At 73.1% G+C, this 18004-nt stretch carries 13 protein-coding genes; 7 read left to right on the forward strand and 6 right to left on the reverse strand.

What is annotated here, in order from left to right:
• Positions 1–4: 4 nt before the first annotated feature.
• The 3 genes from RNC47_RS17960 to RNC47_RS17970 form a co-directional block, all read right to left on the reverse strand.
• Positions 5–1387 carry a serine hydrolase gene (locus tag RNC47_RS17960; protein ID WP_311599994.1) on the reverse strand — a complete coding sequence of 461 codons (1383 nt, stop codon included), beginning with the start codon at positions 1385–1387 and terminating at the stop codon, positions 5–7.
• Between the two features lie 179 nt (positions 1388–1566).
• On the reverse strand, positions 1567–2301 hold the full coding sequence (locus RNC47_RS17965; RefSeq protein WP_311599995.1) for an aminoglycoside adenylyltransferase domain-containing protein: 735 nt from the start codon (positions 2299–2301) through the stop codon (positions 1567–1569).
• A gap of 2 nt (positions 2302–2303) precedes the next feature.
• Positions 2304–2723 carry a cytidine deaminase family protein gene (locus RNC47_RS17970; RefSeq protein ID WP_311599996.1) on the reverse strand — a complete coding sequence of 140 codons (420 nt, stop codon included), beginning with the start codon at positions 2721–2723 and terminating at the stop codon, positions 2304–2306.
• A gap of 145 nt (positions 2724–2868) precedes the next feature.
• Between RNC47_RS17970 and RNC47_RS17975 the strand changes: the two genes are divergently transcribed.
• From RNC47_RS17975 to RNC47_RS17985, 3 genes are all read left to right on the forward strand, one after another.
• Positions 2869–7446, forward strand: a complete 4578-nt coding sequence (locus RNC47_RS17975; RefSeq protein WP_311599997.1) for a DUF6531 domain-containing protein — start codon at positions 2869–2871, stop codon at positions 7444–7446.
• A gap of 14 nt (positions 7447–7460) precedes the next feature.
• Positions 7461–7763 carry a hypothetical protein gene (locus RNC47_RS17980; RefSeq protein ID WP_311599998.1) on the forward strand — a complete coding sequence of 101 codons (303 nt, stop codon included), beginning with the start codon at positions 7461–7463 and terminating at the stop codon, positions 7761–7763.
• 181 nt (positions 7764–7944) lie between these two features.
• Positions 7945–9042 (forward strand): MerR family transcriptional regulator, encoded by a 1098-nt coding sequence (locus tag RNC47_RS17985; protein ID WP_311600085.1) that lies wholly within the window; start codon positions 7945–7947, stop codon positions 9040–9042.
• Between the two features lie 262 nt (positions 9043–9304).
• Here the strand turns inward: RNC47_RS17985 and RNC47_RS17990 are convergent, their stop codons facing one another.
• Positions 9305–10324 (reverse strand): aminoglycoside phosphotransferase family protein, encoded by a 1020-nt coding sequence (locus RNC47_RS17990; protein ID WP_311599999.1) that lies wholly within the window; start codon positions 10322–10324, stop codon positions 9305–9307.
• A gap of 133 nt (positions 10325–10457) precedes the next feature.
• On the opposite strand from RNC47_RS17990, the gene RNC47_RS17995 reads away from it, so the two are divergent.
• Positions 10458–11042, forward strand: coding sequence for a hypothetical protein (locus RNC47_RS17995; RefSeq protein ID WP_311600000.1), 585 nt, complete (start codon positions 10458–10460; stop codon positions 11040–11042).
• A gap of 28 nt (positions 11043–11070) precedes the next feature.
• Here RNC47_RS17995 and RNC47_RS18000 read toward each other — a convergent pair whose 3' ends face one another.
• The gene (locus RNC47_RS18000) at positions 11071–11667 is read right to left on the reverse strand and encodes a hypothetical protein (protein WP_311600001.1); all 597 of its coding nucleotides are present in this window, start codon (positions 11665–11667) and stop codon (positions 11071–11073) included.
• A gap of 192 nt (positions 11668–11859) precedes the next feature.
• Between RNC47_RS18000 and RNC47_RS18005 the strand changes: the two genes are divergently transcribed.
• The 3 genes from RNC47_RS18005 to RNC47_RS18015 all read left to right on the forward strand — a co-directional run bounded on the left by RNC47_RS18005 (position 11860) and on the right by RNC47_RS18015 (position 17215).
• Positions 11860–12267 carry a helix-turn-helix domain-containing protein gene (locus tag RNC47_RS18005; RefSeq protein ID WP_311600002.1) on the forward strand — a complete coding sequence of 136 codons (408 nt, stop codon included), beginning with the start codon at positions 11860–11862 and terminating at the stop codon, positions 12265–12267.
• A gap of 125 nt (positions 12268–12392) precedes the next feature.
• Positions 12393–16877 carry a DUF6531 domain-containing protein gene (locus RNC47_RS18010; RefSeq protein ID WP_311600003.1) on the forward strand — a complete coding sequence of 1495 codons (4485 nt, stop codon included), beginning with the start codon at positions 12393–12395 and terminating at the stop codon, positions 16875–16877.
• Entirely contained in the window at positions 16865–17215 is a 351-nt protein-coding gene (locus RNC47_RS18015) for a hypothetical protein (protein ID WP_311600004.1), read from the forward strand. Before RNC47_RS18010 ends, RNC47_RS18015 begins: the two co-directional genes overlap by 13 nt.
• Here RNC47_RS18015 and RNC47_RS18020 read toward each other — a convergent pair.
• Positions 17176–17997 carry a response regulator transcription factor gene (locus tag RNC47_RS18020; protein ID WP_311600005.1) on the reverse strand — a complete coding sequence of 274 codons (822 nt, stop codon included), beginning with the start codon at positions 17995–17997 and terminating at the stop codon, positions 17176–17178. The genes RNC47_RS18015 and RNC47_RS18020 overlap by 40 nt on opposite strands.
• Between the last annotated feature and the right edge of the window lie 7 nt (positions 17998–18004).

Here is an 18004-nt window from a genome sequence, read left to right on the forward strand (position 1 = left end):
GGCCTCACGACCGGCCGGCCGGGTTCCGGGGACCGGCGGCCAACAGCCGGAACGCCCCGGCCAGCAGCGCGAGCAGTTCCGACACGGCCGCCGCGCCCCCGACGTTCCGCTCCGGATCGCTGACCATGACCGAGACCGCGAACGTCCGGCCGTCCGCGGTCCGGGCCAGGAAGGTGCGCGACAGCACGCCCGGCTCGGCTCCGCCCTTGAACCAGCCGACCGGCCAGGCCGTCGGGTCGAGACCGAGGATCCGGGTGCCCATGAGCGACAGCGCCTGGTGCACCGGTTCCTGCCCTTGGTCCCCGCCGGCCTGGCGCCACAGGCCGGCGAGGGCCCGGCACAGGTCGCCGGGGGTGGCGAACCACTCGACGGAGTCGACGTGCCTCGGCTCGCTCCAGGACGTTCCCGGCACCGGCAGCCCGGCCACGACCCGGTCCAGGTAGGCCCGGCGGCCGGCGCCGTCCAGGGCCGTGTAGGCGTCGGCGTGCCGGGGGTAGTCCACCGTCTTGAGCACCGTCAGCTCCCGGGTGGCCAGCAGCGGCACGTTGGCCCGCGGGCTTGTCATGCCGAGGCGTCCCTGCTGCGCCTCGACGGCCTCCCGGCCCAGCCGGCCGATCAGGTGGTCCGTGGCCGAGTTGTCGCTGTGGAAGATCATGTGCTCGGCGTACTCACGCAGGGTCGGCGTGGCGCCCACCGGCAGGTCCCACACCGGGCCGCCCGGCGCCCGCCACTCCTCCCGCACGGCCAGCGGCTCGTCCCAGGACGCCCGGCCCCCGCGCGCCGCGTCGGCCAGCGCGCCGAGCACGTAGAGCTTGACGGCCGACCCCATCGGGCGCGGCACCTCCGCCGCCAGGCCGTGCACCGGGCGGCAGCGGCCCGTCCCGTCGATCTCGGCGGCCAGGAACGACGCCCGGGGGCCGAGCGCCGCGATCCGCCGGTCGATCTCGGCCCAACTGACCGGCAGCGGGCTGAGGTACACGGCGGCCAGCGCCCCCGAACCGTCGGTGACCAGCACCGCGTGACGCGTCCCCGCCCCGGTGAGCAGGGCGTACGCCTCCGAGCCGGCGCGGGGCTCCCGCTGCGCCCGGTAGGAGTCCAGGCGCAGGGTGCCGTGCCCGGCGGCGGCCCGCAGCATGTCGTTCAGCCCGGCGACGCCGAGGCTCTCGAAGAGCGCCGGGGCCAGGTGGGCGCGGGCCTCCGCCTCCGGCACGGGAAGCCGCCGCGCGGCGTCGAGCAGCCACGCCAACTGCCGCCCCACCGGCGTGTCCGGCGGCACCGGCGGGCCGCCGCCCCGGGCCCAGGCGGAGGTGGGCATCACCGCGCCCAGGGCGAGGGTCGGAACGACCGCGAGCAACCGTCGGCGGGTGGTGGCGGGGCTTGGGGTCATGGCGCTGCCGCTCTCCATGGGTCCGGATCGGCCGGTGTCACCGGCGAGTTGTCGCCCCGACCGTAGTTCCGGCCGGAGCGGCCGTCGTCCGCCCGCGGACGTCACCGGCGTCAGCCTGTGGTCCGACGCGACGGCCCGCCCCGTACGCATCGCGGCTGACCCGCCGGGCGCGGTGTCCCTCATCCCCCGGTCGTGGCCCACCCGGTGAGGCCACTGCCCTGGACGAAGGCGACCGCCCGTTCGACGCTCGGACCTCGGCCGCCGCCGAGGTGCCGCGTCAGCGCCGCGGTCACCGTGGCGTCGTCCGGGTGGCGGCCCAGATACCAGCGGGCGCCGTCGAGTTTGGAACAGAGCCTGCCCTCCTCGGCGAACCGCGCCGCCCGGCAGGCGTTGAGCACGGCATAGGCGGCGTGGCCCGCGTCGATCGCCCACCGCAGGTCGGCCGCCATCGCCGCGAGGATCCGCTGCCGGGGCGGCCGGCCGAAGACCTCGCCCGGCGGCGGGCCGAGGACGGCGCGGCCGAACTCCCGGCAGACGGCGGCGTGCAGGACGAGATCGGGGTCGCCGCCCGCGCCGGCACCCGGCACGATCACGGGCTCGGCGCCGGTCGTGTTGACGTGCGCCTCGAACCGGCAGTCGCCGAGCTCGCGCGCCGTCGCGGCCGTGAGGACGCTCAACTCCAGGCCGGCGCCCGGACATCGCGCCGCCGTCGCGGCGACCGCCTCGCCCGCCCGCCGTTGCGCGGACTCCCCCTCCGGTCCCGCCACGACCGCCAACACGTCGACGTCGCTGCGCGCCGGGTCGAAGCCGCCGAGGACGGCGGAGCCGTGGAGGTAGACGCCGACCAGGTCGGGGCGTTGGGTGGCCAGGGTCGCCGCGATCTCCTCGACGTGGCCGACGACTCGGTCCGGCACGGTCAGTCCAGCGGTCTCGGCCACTCGTGGGCCGGCAGCAGTTCGGCGAGGGTCGCCGACCGGTCCCGGCCCAGGACCACCTCGGTGTCGATGTTGGCCTGGTCGACCTGGCGGATGAACTCGCGGCAGCGCCCGCAGGGCGGCAGCACGTGCAGGGCGCCGTCCTCCTCGCGGCGCCACACGGCGACGATCTTCGCGATGCGGTACTCGCGGGCCGTGACCATCGCGGCGATCGCCGCGTGTTCGGCGCAGAAGCCGAGCCCGCAGGGGGTGTCGATGCAGACCCCCGAGTAGCGGTTGCCCGCCTCGGTGACCAGCACCGTGGCGACGTTTCCGAAGAGCCGGTCCCCCGCCCGGTGCGGATGCAGCACGGCCTCGGCCGCCGCGATGAGCTCGTCGTTGGTCACGGTGGTGGTCGTCATCCGCCAGAAGCTACCGGCCACACCCGGGCGTCGGCCACCGGCTTTCCGGGTGGTGAGGCGCCATTGCCGGACGAGACGGCTGAGCCTACCGTTGTGTGACGCACCGTCAGGCGCACGATCTCGAGACGGCCCCGGGGGGCAGACCGTGGCGCGACCGGCCGACTGGAGTCCCGTCGACATGGACTCCGACCCGACGCCCGGCAGTCCGGACGAGGTCCGCGAACTCGCGGACGAGTTACAGACCTTCGCGGACGACGTCGGCGAGGCGCTGGGCCGTATCCGTGGCATGGCCGAGGACCGGGCCGTCCAGGACTGGGCGGGTCTGTCGGCGGAGCGCTTCCGCTCGGAGTTCGACGGGGTCCCCGGCAATCTCCAGAAGCTGCAGACCTCCTACGACATGGCGGCGCAGGCGCTCCAGACGTACTGGCCGAAGCTGGAGACCGCGCAGGGCATGGCCGACCGGGCCCTGGACCGCGCGATCGCCGCGCAGGCCGACCTGTCCGCCGCCCAGGCCGCGTTGACCGACGCCCAGGACTGGGTGTCCCGGGCCGGCGACGAGGCCGAGCGGTTGCAGGAGGCGGGCGAACGCGAGGGCGTGGAGCCGCCGTCCGAGGCCGAGGTGCGCGCCGCCGCCCGCGACGCCACCGCCGCCGGCGAGGCCGCCTCCTCGGCCCAGGGCCGGGTCGACGACGCCGAGGAACGCCTCACGGCCGCGCGGGCGTTGGCCCAGCAGGCCAGGGAGATGCGGGAGGAGGCGGCCCGGGTCTGCGCCGACGACATCGACGCCGCCTCGGACGCCGGTATCCAGAACCGCAGTTGGTGGGAGAACCTCGTCCGGTGGGTGCAGGACGCCTGGGACACCATCGTCGCCATCTGCAAGGTCGTCGTCGCCGTCCTCGGCGTCATCGCGCTGATCATCGGCGGGCCGATCGCCTGGGTCGTCCTCGCCGCCGCCGTCGTCGTCCTCGCCGACACCCTCATCAAGTTCGCGAACGGCGAGGCGTCGCTGTGGGACGTCGCCTTCGCCGCCCTCGACTGCATCCCCGGCATGCGCGGCCTCACCACGCTCGGCGGCCTGGCCCGCGGCATCCGTGGCCTGGCGAGCACCGGACTGCACGGCCTGACCGCCGGCGTGCGCGGCCTCGCCCAGGGGTTCCGGGGGAGCGGCCGAATCATGTCCGCGCTGTTCTGCCGCTCCGACCCGGTCGACATGGCCACCGGGGACATGGTCATGTCCGCCACGGACGTCGAACTGCCCGGCGTGCTGCCCCTCGTCCTCTCCCGCCACCACCGGACGTCCGTCACCACGGGCCGGCTGTTCGGCCCGTCCTGGACCAGCACCCTCGACCAGCGACTGGTGCTCGCCGACGACGGCGTCCGCCTCCACGCGGAGGACGGGATGACGCTGCACTACCCGCGTCCCATCCCCGGCGAGCCGGTGCTGCCGGTCGAGGGCCCCCGCTGGGAGCTCTCGTGGTCGGGCGAGTCCGGCGCGGCGCTCACCGTCCACCAGCGGGAGGCGGGCCTGACGCTGACCTTCCGCCCCGTCGCCGGCCGACCGGGCCCCGAGCTGCCCCTGACCGAGATCGGCGACCGGCACGCCAACCGGGTGCGCGTCGAGTACGGCGCGCACGGCGACCCGACCGCGCTCGTCCACGACGGCGGCCACCGCGTCGGGATCGCGACCGTGGCGCACCGCGTCAGGGAGCTGCGGCTGCTGAGCGACCCCGACCAACCGGTGCTCAGGCGCTACGAGTACGACGACGCGGGACGCCTGGCCGCGATCCGCGACTCCTCCGGCGCGCCGCAGCGGATCAGCCACGACGAGCTGGGGCGGATCACCGGCTGGCGGGACCGGAACGACGGCTGGTACCGGTACGCCTACAGCCCGGAGGGCCGCTGCGTCGGCACCGAGGGGGCGGGCGGGTTCCTGGCCAGCCGGATCGACTACGACCCGGAGAACCGGCGCACGCTGTTCACGGACTCGCTCGGCCACACGACGGTCTACCAGTTCGACGACTGCTACCAACTGGTCGCGGAGACCGACCCGCTGGGCAACACCACCCGCCGGACGTTCGACCGCTACGACCGGCCGCTGACCGTCACCGACCCGCTGGGCAACACCACCCGCCACGAGTACGACGCGCACGGGAACACGACGACCGTCGTCCGCCCCGACGGCTCACGGCTGGCCGTGGAACGCGACGCGTCCGGCCTGCCCCTCGCCGTGACCGAGCCGGACGGCCGCACCTGGCGGTGGGCGTACGACGAGCGCGGCAACCGCACCGCGGAGACCGACCCGCTGGGCCTGGTCACCCGCTACCGCTACGACGAGCGGGGCGGCCCGGCCGCCGTCACCGACCCCGGGGGCGACACCGTCACCATCGAGTGCGACCCGCTGGGGCTGCCGGTCGCCGTCCGGGACCCGGACGGCGGCGTCACCCGGTACCGCTACGACCACTTCGGCCGCGTCACCCGGGTGACCGACCCCGAGGGCGGCGTCGACGAGACGGAGTGGACGCCCGAGGGCCAGCCCGCCCGGCACCGGAGCCCGGACGGGGCCGAGGAGAGCTGGGAGTGGGACGGCGAGGGCAACTGCCTCCGGTACACCGACCCCACGGGCGCGACGGTGACCACCGAGTACGGCCCGTTCGGTCTGCTCACGGCCAGGACCAACGCCCACGGCCTGCGGTCGCGCCACACGTGGGACACCGAGTGCCGGCCGCTGACCGTCACCGACTCGACGGGCGCGACCTGGCGCTACGCCTACGACGCCGCGGGGAACCTGGTCGCCGAGCACGACTTCGACGGCCACACCCTGACCTACGCCTACGACGCGGCGGGCCGGCTGACCGGCCGCACCAACGCGGTCGGCCAACACGTCGCCTACCACCGGGACCCGGTGGGCCGGATCGTCGGCAAGGACACCGACGGCTCGCACAGCGTCTTCGAGTACGACGCGTCGGGGCGGCTGGTCCGCGCCGCCAGCGACCACACCGAGGTCCGCTACGAGCGCGACCCGCTCGGCCGGGTCCTCGCCGAGATCCGCGACGGACGGACCCTCGCCTACGAGTACGACCCGCGCGGCCGGGTCACCCGGCGCCACACGCCGGGCGGCGTGACCAGCACCTGGTCGTACCCCGACGACGGGCGGTCCACGCGGCTGCTGAGCGCGGGCCGCGTGGTCGAGTTCGTGCACGACGCCCTCGGCCGCGAGGTCGAGCGCCGCGTCGGCCCCGGGCTCAGCCTCGCGTCCCGCTGGCGCCCCGGCGGCGGCCTGGCCGAGCTGACCGTCCGGCACGGAGCCCGGGAACCGCGCCGCCGCTCCTACGCCTACCGCGCCGACGGCCATCCGAGCGGCATCACCGACTCACTCACCGGGCACACCGAGATCCGGCTCGACGGGGCGGGCCGGGTCACCTCGCTGAGCGCCCCGGGGTGGGAGGAGTCCTACGCCTACGACACCGCGGGGAACCAGACCGACGCGCACTGGCCGGCCGCGGCGGGCGCGGCCGCGTCCACCGGCGAGCGGGAGTACGAGGGCACCAGGGTCGTCCGCGCCGGGCACCGCCGGTACGAGTACGACGCCGCGGGGCGGCTCGTCGTCCGGCGCGGGACCGGTCTGGCGAAGGAGTCCGACACCTGGCGGTACGAGTGGGACGCCGAGGACCGGCTCACCGCCGTCACCACACCCGACGGGACCCGCTGGGAGTACCGCTACGACCCGCTCGGCCGGCGCGTCGCCAAGAGCCGCCTCGCCCCGGACGGGAGCGTCGCCGAGCGCACCGAGTTCGTCTGGTCGGGGACGCTCCTGGTCGAACAGCTGGATGTCGACGAAGAGTCGCGGGCCACGTCGAGCACCACCTGGGAGTACCGCGGCCACCATCCCGTCCTGCAGATCGAGGGCCGGGCGGCGGGCGGCGACCCCGAACAGGCCGAGTACGACCGGCGGTTCCTCGCCATCGTCACCGACCTCGTCGGCGCCCCGGCGCAACTGGTCGACGACGCCGGCGAGATCGTCTGGGAGCCACGCGTCACGCTGTGGGGCGCGGCCTCGCCCACCCCACCCGGGGCGCCCGACACCCCGCTGCGCTTCCCCGGCCAGTACCACGACCCCGAGACCGGCCTCCACCAGAACTTCCACCGCTACTACGACCCCGAGACCGCCCGCTACCTCACCCCGGACCCGCTGGGACTCGGCCCGGGCCCCAACCCCCGCGCCTACCCCCACAACCCGCAGGTGTGGGCCGACCCGCTCGGCCTCCTCGGCTGCCAACTCGCCCTCTTCCACGGCACGTTCGGCGCGGCCGCCCGGAACATCCGCACGGCGGGCATCAACCTGACGTACAGCATGCGGGCCATGGACTTCGGGCGCGGCGGCTTCTACGTGACCAACGACCTGGCCCAGGCGCGCCAGTGGGCCAACCGGCTGGCCGGCCGCAACGGCGATGTCGCGGAGGTGCTGCACTTCCGGGTGCCGCAGAATGAGCTGACGAGCTTCAACCGGCGCGTCTTCGACGGGCCGAGCTCCGAGCTGGCGGACTTCATCCGGCACCACAGGAACGGCGGCGCGATGCACGACTACGACCTGGTCGAAGGGCCCATGCTGATGAACGTCGGCCCCTTCCTCAGACGCGGCGCCGACCCCGTCTTCGGGGGCCACCAGATCGCCATCTTCTCGCCCGAGGTGGCCAGCCTCTTCAACCGCTCGCTCCTGCCGTGACCCGGAGGCCACCCGTGCCGGACTTCCTCATGGCGACCGACGACCCCGAGATGCAGCAGTACTTCCGCGAGATCGCCGAGTTCATGGTCGACGAGTTCGCCATCGGCTACCCGGAGGCCGTGGCCCGGGTCAACGAGGCGTTCAAGGACCAGGAGTTCGCCCCGTACCCCGACATCATCTGCCACGAACTGCCGGAGCACTGGGCGTACGGCCTGTACTACGGGGACGTCCCCTACTGGGACGAGGAGGCGGACCGCTCCACCTGGACGGCGCGTCCGGCGCCCGACCCGGCCTCGCCGTCCTGGACGGTGCGCTGAGCTTGACTCTGTCGGGGATCTTGGGACCGGCAGGCCGCTGAGTCGGTCCGCTGCCGCATCGACTTCACGTACGCCATGGCGGAGCGTTGCTTCGCATTCGGCTCTTGCTGCCGTGAGTGATGCTCTTGACCCTCACGTGGCGTCAGGCCGCATAGTCGGTGCCGTGGAAGATCACTGGACCGTGGGACGCGTGGCCGAGCTGGCCGGCGTGAGCGTCCGCACGCTGCATCACTATGACGAGATCGGGCTCGTTCGGCCGTCGGCGCGGACCACGGCCGGGTATCGGGCCTATTCGGCGGGCGACGTGGAGCGGTTGCGGGAGGCGCTGGCCTATCGGCGGTTGGGCTTCGGGCTGCGGGATGTCGCGGAACTGGTCGGCGACCCGTCCACCGACGCGGTCGCGCACCTGCGCCGACTACGCGGCCTGTTGCTGGAGCGGCGTGATCGCGTCGACGCCATGGTGGCGGCCATCGACAGGGAACTTGCGGCACGGGCGAAGGGACTGCTGGTGACACCGGAGGAGCAACTGGAGATGCTCGGCGCACGGCTGTACGACGCGATCGGCGGCGCTTACACCGCGACACGGCGTACCGAGCCGCGGATCGCCGCGCGGATCTGGGACGCGCTCGGCGACGCGCGGACGGTGCTGAACGTCGGGGCCGGCACCGGCTCCTACGAGCCTGCTGATCGCGATGTGACCGCGGTGGAGCCATCCGCGGTCATGCGGGGGCAGCGGCCTGCCGGCTCGGCGCCGTGCGTGGCCGCCGCCGCGGAGAGCCTGCCGTTCGAGGACCAGTCCTTCGACGTCGCGATGGCCGTCTCCACCGTTCACCACTGGGGGGACCCGATAGCGGGGCTGCGCGAGATGCGGCGCGTGGCCCGCCGCGTGGTGGTGCTCACGTTCGACACCGACGAGCCCGGATGGCAGGACAGGTTCTGGCTTACCCGCGATTACCTGCCCGAGTTCGCCACCGTCCTCGCCGAGTTTCCGTCGCTTGCCGGAATGGCCGACGCGATCGGCGCCCGCGCTGAGCCGGTGCCTATCCCGTGGGACTGCGCTGACGGCCTCTTCGAGGCGTACTGGCGCCGACCGGGGGCGTATCTGGAGGATCAGGTGCGCCGTGCGATGTCGGTGTGGACGAGGGTCGGGCCGGAGGCCGAGCGGCGGGCGGTGCGAAGCCTCAGCGACGACCTCGACTCCGGCCGGTGGGCCGAGCGAAACAGCGACCTCGCCGACCTCGACGCGGCGGATCTCGGCCTCCGCCTGCTCATAGCTTGACCTGCGTCGCAGGTTCAGCGTCGCTGAAACTTTCGTTCGAAGCGATGGCGACACCGTTGGGTCGATCGAGGCGTTCGGCTACGGCGTTTCCGCAACCCCCTCCCGCGACGCCTCCCGCTGTCGGCACGCACGTGTCCGGCACCGCGTCGAGCAGGACGCCTCCGCTCGTGCCCGCTCGACCCGGGCCGTCCAAGACCGCCCGCACACCGCCTCACAGCCAGGGTTCTCCGACACCTGCGAGCACCGTCCCACCGTTGGCCGCTCAGCGCAGGAGGTCAGCCCAGCCGTCCAGTGCGCGCATCACCCGTGGCATGTCCGCCGCGGCGGAGGTCACGATGCGCAGTCCGAAGTCGCGACGTTCGGGGTCGGCGCCACGGTGGCCCAGCGCCAGCCAGAGGCACCAGGCGATGACGGCGAGTTGGCTGCGCAGCATGCCGGCGAACGCCGAGACGTCGGCGGGGCCGGCCGGTCCTCCCTGATCGAGGTATGCCGTGATCAGCGGGTCGACCACGCGGGGGTCGCCCTCAGCGGTGGGGCCGTTGAACGGGGTGGCGAACCGGAAGGCGACGTTCACCGCCTCCCACCAGGGAATGTCCGCTCGGGTGCCCTCCCAGTCGATCAGCGCGTACCCGCCGGGGGTGCGCAGCACGTTGGCCCGGGAGGTGTCCCCGTGCACCAGGACGGCACGGGGAGCGTCGCGCCGGGCCTCCTGGATCAGCGTCGTCGCCTCCTCGACGAGCGGGAGCAGGGCGCGGGCCGGCGTGGCGACCGGGTGGCCGCTCGCCTCGGCCTCGGCGACCCACTCGTGCCAGTCCGCCAGGGGGTGCGGCGTGGGCTCGTCGTCGGGGCCGGTGTCGTCCTCGGTGCCGAGCAGGGCGACGCGGGCCAGGGTGGCGCCCACCCACCCGGCCGCTTCCGCGAGGGTCGCGGGAGGCGTCGTGCCGGGCTGCCGCAGATCGTGGCCCTCGAGCCACCCACTCACCCGCACCAGCGTCTCGCCTGCCGGGTTGTGCCAGTACCCGACAGCCGGGGCGGGAGGCTCGACCGGCCGCGGCATCGGGATGCCCGCCTGCCACGCCGCGCTCTCCAGGCGGTGCACGCGGTGCGCGTGCCTGCGATGCCAGTCGCTGAGCAACCGGTCTTTCCGCACCACCCACCGCCCCCGGTCGGTGGTCAACACCCGGCTGTCGGAGGGGTGGTCGCCGTTGGCCAGCGGACGCCAGGGGCCCCGTGGCCGCCCCAGTCCGAAGAGGGCGGCCACCTTGTCGGAGTCGAGATCCATCCGAGCAGTGTGCCGCCGGGGGTGGGAGTGACGCAGGTGTTTTGCGCTCGCCGGTGACGGCCCGGCCCGGGACCCCTCCCGGGCCCCCGGTGCTTGGGTGACCGTGCTGCGGCCCGAGTCGAGGGAGGACATCATGGATCGGCGCGACCCGTTGACCAGCCCGAAGCGGCCGACCCTGCGGCGCGGTCGGTCCCGGGTCCGGAGGGCCCGCGGCGGGTTGCTGCTCTGCGCGGCGGTGAGCGTTGTCCTGGCCGGCTGCGGCTCCTCCTCGCCCGACGCGTCCCCGACCACCTCGCGACCGGGCGGCGACGAGCCGGCGTCCGGGACGCCCGACCCCGCGCCGACGACCGAACCCCCGTCCCCCACCGACGTGCCGCCGACGCCGACCGTCCCCGAGGCGGCGGACGGCACGGACCTCGCCGCGTGCGAGGACGGGCGGTGCGAGGTCCGCGTCACCGCGGGCGGGTCGGTCCCGCTCCCGCAGGCTCCGGTGCGCCTGGCGGCCCTGAGCGCCGACGAGTACACGTTCGTCTTCGAACCGTCCGCCGCCGGCGGCTCCATCGCCTGCCACCAGCGTTGCTCGATGAGCAGCGGCCTCGGCCAGGGGCCGACCACGGTGACCGGCACCGGGGGGTCGATCGACGCCTACGGCACACGGCTCACGGTCGTCGCCCACGACGCCGAGGCCATGGTGCTGCGCGTCGAGCCCGTCCCGTGATCCACACCGCCGCGCGGGAGCCGGCGGGTCAGCTCCAGATGATGGACGTGGTCGCGTCGTTCATGCCGCCGAGGTGGTTGTGGATGGGCACGAAACCGGTGTTGCGGCCGCCGAAGCCCTCGTCCGCGAAGTGGTTGGACCAGCAGTTGCCGCCGGTGGTGAACGAGGAGACGCGGTCGTTCCACCACGGGAAGCCCTGCCCGGGCGGGGGCGCGAACTCCCAGCCGACGTTGACGACGGCGTACTCCAGGTCCGTGAGCTCCCCGGTGCAGGGGCCGTCCTCGCCGATCACGGTGATGGAGGCGCCGCCGAGCCATTCGTGCTCGTACTCGACGCCGATGACGACGGCGTCCAGCGCGGCCAGGTCGTCCTGGAGCGCCTCGTCCTCGGCGGCGACGGCCGCCGCCCGCGGGGCGTCGGTGATCTCGCCGTCCGTGACCCAGGAGGCGAGGGCGCGGAAGTCGCTGAAGCAGGCGGTGTCGACAGGGGCGGTCTCGCCCTTGGCGAGAACGGCGACGCAGGTGTCGGGCTCGGCGTCGGCGGACTGCGCCGGGGCGGCGGCGACGGCGACCAGACCGCCCGAGGCGACGGCGAGCACGGCCGCCGCCCGTAAGGCTCTGTTCACGGAGTCTCCCTTCAGGCGTGAGGGCCCGGGTGGCCCTCGTCGCCCCCATTCAGGACGCCCACGGCGTTGTCCGGCCAGCGTGGCCGTCGAGTTGTCGAACAAAGGCCGACAATGCGCTGTTATCCGGGGGCCTGCATGACGATGCTCGGACAACGCGGGCGCCGGGCGGCGCGCCGTCAGAGGGGGTGTTCGATGGGCAGACCCGAGAGACCCTTGGACCCCGCGACCGGCCCGATCGCGCGATTCGCGGCCGGCCTGCGGGAGTTACGCCACGCGGCGGGCAGCCCCAGCTACCGGGAGCTGGCCCGCCGCTGCAACTACTCGGTCACGACGTTGTCCGACGCGGCGGGCGGACGACGGCTGCCGACGCTGGAGGTCACGCTCGCCTTCGTCGAGGCGTGCGGCGGCGACACCGAGGAGTGGCGACAGGCCTGGTGGCTGGCGTCGAGGCGACGCCGCCCGGCCGCGCTGCCTCCGCCGCCCCTCCCTCGCCGACGGCGCTACGGCGCCCGCACGATCGGCCTCGCCTTCCTCACCGGCGCCCTCCTCGGCGCGGGCGCGGCCGTCGCCCTGCCCCGGGGGAACGGCACCAACGGCTGACGCTCCCCGCCCAGTCGCGCCAGCCGGCCGACACGTGCGCCATTGCGCACAGGACTGGCCGCACCTAATCTCGACTCACACAGCGTCAGGTACATGATCATCAGGCGGCCCGGGGGGGGCGGATCATGGCACGACCTTCCGACTGGAGTCCCGTCGACATGGACTCCGACCCGACACCAGGTGATCCGGACGAGGTCCGGCAACTGGCCGACGAATTACAGACCTTCGCGGACGACGTCGGCGAGGCGTTGGGCCGCGTTCGCGGGATGGCCGAGGACCGGGCGGTGCTGGACTGGGCGGGCCTGTCGGCCGAGGCGTTCCGGGCCGAGTTCGACGGCGTGCCGGGCAACCTGGAGAAGCTCCAGACCTCCTACGACATGGCGGCGCAGGCGTTACAGACCTACTGGCCGAAGCTGGAGACGGCCCAGGGCATGGCGGACCGGGCGCTGGACCGGGCGATCGCCGCGCAGGCCGACCTCTCCTCGGCGCAGGCGGCGTTGTCGGACGCGCAGGACTGGGTGTCCCGGGCCGGTGACGAGGCCGAGCGCCTGGAACGGGAGGGCAAGCGCGAGAACGTGGAGCCGCCCTCCGAGGCGGAGGTGCGGGCGGCTACTCGGGACGCGAACGCCGCGCAGAGCGCGGCCAGTTCGGCCCAGTCGCGGGTCGACTCCGCCGAGGAGGCGCTGTCCGCCGCCCGCCAACTCGCCCTGGACGCCAAGGAGATGCGCGAGGAGGCCGCCCGCACCTGCGCCTCCGAGATCGACGCCGCCTCCGATGCCGGCATCCAGAACCGCCGCTGGTGGGAAGACGCCATCCACTGGGTCTCAGAAAACTGGGACACCATCGTCGAGATCTGCAAAGTCGTCGTCGCCGTCCTCGGCATCGTCGTCATGATCATCGGCGGACCCCTCGCCTGGGTCGTCCTCGCCGCCGCCCTCGTCGTCCTCGCCGACACCCTCTACGACTACGCCAACGGCCGCGCCTCCCTCTGGGACGTCGCCTTCGCCGCCCTCGACTGCATCCCCGGCATGAAAGGCCTCACCACCCTCGGCGGCCTCGCCCGAGGACTCCGCGGCGGCCTCTCCGCCGCCCGCACCGGGCTGCGCGGCATCGCGGAGGGCGTCCGTGGCCTGGGCGAGGGCATCCGCAGTGTCGGGCGCGAGATACGTCGCATGCTGTGCCGCACGGACCCCGTCGACATGGCGACGGGTGAGGTGATCATGTCGGTTCGGGACGTGGAGCTGCCCGGCCGTCTGCCCCTCGTCCTCGAACGCCACCATCGGACCAGCGTCGAACACGGCCGCTGCTTCGGCCCCTCCTGGGCATCCACTCTCGACCAGCGGCTCGTCCTGGAGGAGCACGGCGTCCGGCTCCTGGGCGAGGACGGCGTGGTCCTGCACTTCCCCCGCCCGATCCCCAGCGAGACCGAGTCGGTTCTGCCGATCGAGGGCCCCAGGTGGGAACTGGCGTGGACCGGAGTGCCGGGCTCCGCCCTCACCGTCCACCAACGTGACCGCGATCGCTTCCTCCACTTCGCGGCCGCCACCGGGCATCCCGGAAACGTGCTTCCCCTCGTGGCGATCTCGGATCGCCACGACAACCGCGTGCGTGTCGAGTACGGGCTCGACGGGATGCCCACCGACGTCGTTCACGACGGCGGATACCGCGTCGGCATCGAGAGCCACGAGCAGAGGATCGTCGCGCTTCGGCTCCTCAGCCACTCCGACCAGCCGGTGCTGCTGAGGTACGCGTACGACGGGGCGGGCAACCTGGCCGCGATCCACAACTCCTCCGGTCGACCGTTCGAACTCACCTACGACGAACGGCGTCGCGTCACCGGCTGGAAGGACCGGAACGGCAACCGGTACCGCTATCGCTACGGCCGGGACGGGCGGTGCGCCGCCACTCGCGGCACCGGCGGCTACCTCGACAGCGACATCCGCTACGACGTCGAGAACCGCCGCACGTACTTCACCGACTCCCTCGGCAACACCACCACCTACCAGTTCAACGACGCCTTCCAACTCGTGTCGGAGATCGACCCGCTGGGCAACACCAGTCGGTACTCGTGGGATCGCTTCGACAATCCGTTGACGGCGACGAACCCCGCCGGCCACACGCTGACCCACGTCTACGACGACGGGCGACTGGTCGAGCAGATCCGAGGAGACGGCCACCGGACCCGGTTCGTCCGGGATGGTCTCGGCCGGGTGACAGCCCGGATCGAACCGGACGGCACGCGCTGGGAACAGGAGCTGGACGAGCGAGGGAACCGGGTCTCGCTCACCGACCCCTCGGGCGTCCGGACCCGCTTCACGTACGACGGGAACGGCGCCCTGCTCTCCGTCGTCGACGCCCTCGGCAACGCGTTCCACGTGCGCAACGACGCCACGGGACTTCCCGTCGAGGTCAGGGATCCGACCGGTGGCACGACCCGCTACGTCCGCGACGCCTTCGGGCGCCCCATGGAGATCAGCGAGTCCGGCGGCGGGACGACCCGGCTCGCCTGGACGATCGAGGGCAAGCCGCTCAAGGTGGTCGACCCGGTCGGCGGCGTGCGGACCTGGGACTGGGACGGCCAGGGCAACTGCGTCGCGCGCACGGACGAGAACGGCGGCGTCACGCGGCGGACGTACGGCCCGTTCGGTCTCGTGACCGCACAGACGATGCCGGACGGCTCACGCTGTCGGCTCGAACGGGACACGGAGCTCCGCGCCGTGCGGGTGACCAATCCGCACGGACTCAGCTGGAGTTACACCTACGACGGCGCCGGCCGGCTGGTCGGTGAAACGGACTTCGACGGGGCGAGCCTCTCGTACGCGTACAACGAGAACGGAGAGTTGACGCAGCGGACCAACCGGCTCGGGCAACGCACCAGCTACTCCCGGGACGTCCTGGGGCGCATCGCGAGCAAGCAGACCGCCGAGGGCCTCCGGACCGACTTCTCCTACGACCTGCTGGGCCGCCTGGTCGGGGTCAGGGACGAGAACACCGACCTTCGGATCGAGCGGGACGCCGCCGGCCGCATCGTTCGAGAGACCACCAACGGCCAGGCGATCAGGGTGTCCTACGACTCCGTCGGCCGCGTCGCGTCACGCACGACGCCCTCCGGCCACCACAGCCGGTTCGAGCACGATCCGCTCGGGCGTCGGACGCGGATCGACACCGCGGGGCACCGCCTGCTCTTCGCCTACGACGACGACGGGCGTGAGGTGTCACGGAGCATCGACGGGCGTCCGGCGCTGGCACAGGAGTGGGATCCGGCGGGCCGGCTGACCCGGCAGACGTTCGACGCCGCCGACGGAGGCCCGGGCGAGCGCCGCTTCGGATACCGCGCCGACCACCACGTCGACGAGATCTCCGACCGGCACGCCGGCGCGACCGCCTTCCGGTTGGACCCCGTTGGCCGGGTCACCGAGGTGACCGCGCCGAACGGGACCCAGACCTACCGCTACGACGCCCTCGGGAACCAACACTTCGCCCACTGGCCGGACGACTTCGGGCACCCGGAGGCGACGGGTGCCCGCTCCTACCGCGGAACCCGGATCAGCAGCGCCGGAACGACCCACTACGAGCACGACGAGGCCGGCCGGGTGACGCTCCGAAGACAGGACCACCCGACCGACGGCCAGCGGGTCTGGCGTTACGAGTGGGACTCGGCGGACCAGCTGACGGCGGTCACCACTCCGGGCGGCGCGAGGTGGCGTTACCACTACGACCCGCTGGGCCGGCGGATGGCGAAGCAGCGGATCGACGGTCAGGACGTCGTCGAACAGACGCGGTACACGTGGTTGGGCACCGTGCTCGTGGAACAGGTCACGAGCCGGGGCGCATCGTCGTCGGCCGAGGTGACGACGTGGAACCACCGGGGAAGCCGACCGGTGGCACAGACCGAGAGCCGCGCCCCCGCCGCCATCGAGCAGGGGGAGATCGATCGCCGGTTCTCCGCCATCGTGACCGACGTGGCCGGGAGCCCCACCCACCTGGTCGACGAAGCCGGCCGGGCCCACCCGCTGCGGAGCGCCACGCTGTGGGGGGTTCCCAGCGTCACGGAGGAGACCGACGCGGACTGTCCGTTGCGCGACAGAGGACAGATCGCCGACGAGGAAAGCGGCCTCCATTACAACTACCTACGTTATTACGACCCCAGCACGGCCCGTTATCTGACTCCTGACCCACTCGGTATCGCCCCGCAGCAGAACCCCTACGGGTATGTCGTAAACCCGCTCAACTGGTTCGACCGCCTCGGTCTCGAGAGCGAATACATCTACCGGGGTATACCGATGGGGCACCCCAAGTTCGACGAAGCGATGGAGGGTCGCGCCGTTCCCATGGGCGGGCACAGCGATCCGGCACTCCACAACGGCGGCAACACCAACAGCGTCTTCACCTCCTGGACCACTGATTTCGAAGGGGTCGCCCTCGACGCGGCGGACGAGCTGGGGCCTGGTGGTATCGTCATGCGGCTTCCGGAATCGGACGTTCCGGACTCGCGTCTTGTCGAGTCCCCGGACATCTACGACGAGAGCGAGGTGCTGATCAGAGACGAGATCGGCGGAGCGGAAGTATCCACGGATCGTGGAAGGTCGTGGTTCCAGTGTCCCGGCTGACCCAGGCCCTCGCGGAAGCGGCTGCGAAAGGAGTCGTCACCCCGTCTCTGCTGGAAATCCTCGGCGACTCTCCAACGGTCGAGGGGGAGGAATCCGAGATCACCACCGAAAGTCTCCAACACACCTATGCCCGCAGAGCGCGGAGACTCCCCTCGGACAGTTTCGAGCACCGCGAGGCGAGCCGACTGCTCGACATCCTGGAGGAGACGGACGCGGAACACGTGAAACTCCTCTCGGTCACAGGCGATTCCGGACGCCGAACTCTGCTCCTGATGGATACGGCGTGCCACACGGTGCTCTACTGGTCGCCGATGTGGGTGCTACCCGCCCCGACCTGAACGCGAGGCGCCGACAGCAACCCCGTCGCCTGCGCCCGCAGCACCGCGCCGACGCGGTCGGTGACCCCCAGCTTCCGGTAGATCCGCTGCACGTGCTTCTGGACCGTCCGCGGCGAGATCCCGAGGCGGCGGCCGATCGCCACCGCCGACAGCGACTCGGCCAGGAGCAGCAGCACCGTCGTCTCCCGGGGCGTCAGCCTTCGCTCCTCCGCCCGCTCCTCGCCGTCGGCGACCGTGGTCCGCCAGCGCGCCACCAGCCGCAGGTGGGTGTCGAGGCCGGCGAGCAGCGGCTGCGCGCGCCTGGCGTAGAGCCGCTCGGTGGCGCAGAAGTCGCCCTCCGCGTGGTAGACCACGAACCCCCGGGCCGTGCCGGCCGCCCAGTGCAGCGGTATCCCCATGGCGTGCTCGGCCCCGAGGAACTCCCGGGTGAGGCTGCGCGCCTCGCTGTCCCGCCAGGCCGCCTCGCCGACCAGGTCCGCGGCCGTGCGCGGCTCGTCGTCCCGGTGCGTCGAGTAGTGCCGGGCCAGTGGATGCCCCACCCGCACCATCAGCGGCGACAGCTCGGCCAGCCGGCGCGCCGTCAGCCGCTCCCCGGACCAGGCGTGCGCCCGGCCCTCGCGCCGGTGCCAGGTGGCCTCCGTCAGCACCACCGTGGAGGTGTGCAGCGCCCGCCGCAACTCCCCCATCATCTGCCGCCACGGCTGCTCGGGCCCCCGCCCGCGCAGCACGTCGCTCGCCAGGTCGAGCAGGAACTCGTACTCACGCGGCGCCAACCGCGCCATCGCTCAC

The sequence above is a fragment of the Streptomyces millisiae genome (assembly GCF_031845425.1).
GTDB lineage: Bacteria > Actinomycetota > Actinomycetes > Streptomycetales > Streptomycetaceae > Streptomyces > Streptomyces millisiae.